Source organism: uncultured Campylobacter sp., assembly GCF_938045775.1.
In the GTDB taxonomy this organism is placed as follows: domain Bacteria; phylum Campylobacterota; class Campylobacteria; order Campylobacterales; family Campylobacteraceae; genus Campylobacter_B.
Genome location: NZ_CALIBH010000121.1, coordinates 1 through 1,331 on the forward strand (window position 1 = coordinate 1; position 1,331 = coordinate 1,331).

1 protein-coding gene is annotated in these 1,331 nt (G+C 46.4%); it reads right to left on the minus strand.

Features of this window, described 5'->3' with window-relative positions:
• Window positions 1–349: 349 nt before the first annotated feature.
• On the minus strand, window positions 350–1,147 hold the full coding sequence (locus Q0238_RS04630; protein WP_297943343.1) for a class I SAM-dependent methyltransferase: 798 nt from the start codon (window positions 1,145–1,147) through the stop codon (window positions 350–352).
• Window positions 1,148–1,331 lie beyond the last annotated feature (184 nt).

Here is a 1,331-nt window from a genome sequence, read left to right on the forward strand (position 1 = left end):
GAGTAGTAGCCAATGCGCTTTTACAAGAGGCGCTGAAATGCAAGCTAACGCAGTAAGGATCCTAAAGAGCGAAGTGCGATCGTCGGGGGGCTTTATCCAAACTAGCTTTAAAGCCAGTCGTATTATTATCGCGGTTTTAAATATATAAAAATTTGTGCCTGCAGATCTTTGTGTGCGGATCAAATGGGCTTAATCTGAAATTTAAGAGTAAATTTTGAGCATTCATGGGTTGTGTCGCAAGGAGGATCGGCTAGGCGAAGGTAAAATTTATAGATTTATTACGTTTATGCCACAGGCGGATGCGATAATGAAGTAAGGACGGAGTAAGGCGGCTTTTTCGCCGCAAATTCTACACATTCACCCGCACGAACGCCCAGTGCATAAAATCGCGTTCTGGTTTGTATTTGCCGCTGTTAAAATACTCCGCCAGCCGCGCCTCCTCCGTGTCGCTTAGCTCGCCGTCTAGCATCCGGCGTGTCTTTTGCACAAACTCCTCCGCGCTGCTCGGTGCGCCGCTGTGACACCAGGCTTTAATATAGCTGAGGCTTGGCAGATAGCCCATTTGAAATAAAATATTGATGAGATAGACGAAGTCGGGCCTCTTTTGCACGTCGCGCCCTATCGCGTCCAAAATTCCATCATCCACGAAGCTGCCGCCCACTTTAAACGTGATGTAAAGCGCCTTTTTGGTCTTTGAAAGAAGCTTTTTAAGCGCGGTTTTTAGATCGTCCACCTCAAGGCAGCGCGAGGCAAAGACGATATCGCACGCGGGCATGTCCGACCAGTCGTCTTCGAAAGCTTTTTGTGCAAATTTTATATTTTTCTCGCCGTAAATTTGAGCATTCTCGCGGGCGAATTCCAGCATTTTGGGCGAAAAATCGTAGCCGTAAATTTTATCTACCTTTTCCGCCGCCAGCACGCTTAACGCGCCCGCGCCGCATGCGAAATCAAGCAACGTAGAAGCGCCCGTAAAATCGACCTTGTCTATAAATTCTTGCGCATAGGTGCTTTTCATCACGCCTTCGTTGAAGCTTGGAGCTTTTTTATCCCAATGCTCTGCCAGTTTTTTGCCGAATGAGCTTTTTGCCTTTTGCGCCTTATAAAGCGCGTCAAAGTCGATTTCATCGTAGTTTGAAGCTAAAATCATAACTATCCTTTCCTGAATTTATCGGGCAGATCGCACCGATTTTCGTTAAATTTTGGCGCAAATTTATGCGCCACGCCCAAACCCGTCTGAAATTTCAAACCGCCCGGCGAGAAATACTAAGGCAAGCCCACCTCTGCGTATTTTATATGCTCGAAATTCTTTAAATTTTCACCGAATGATCGAA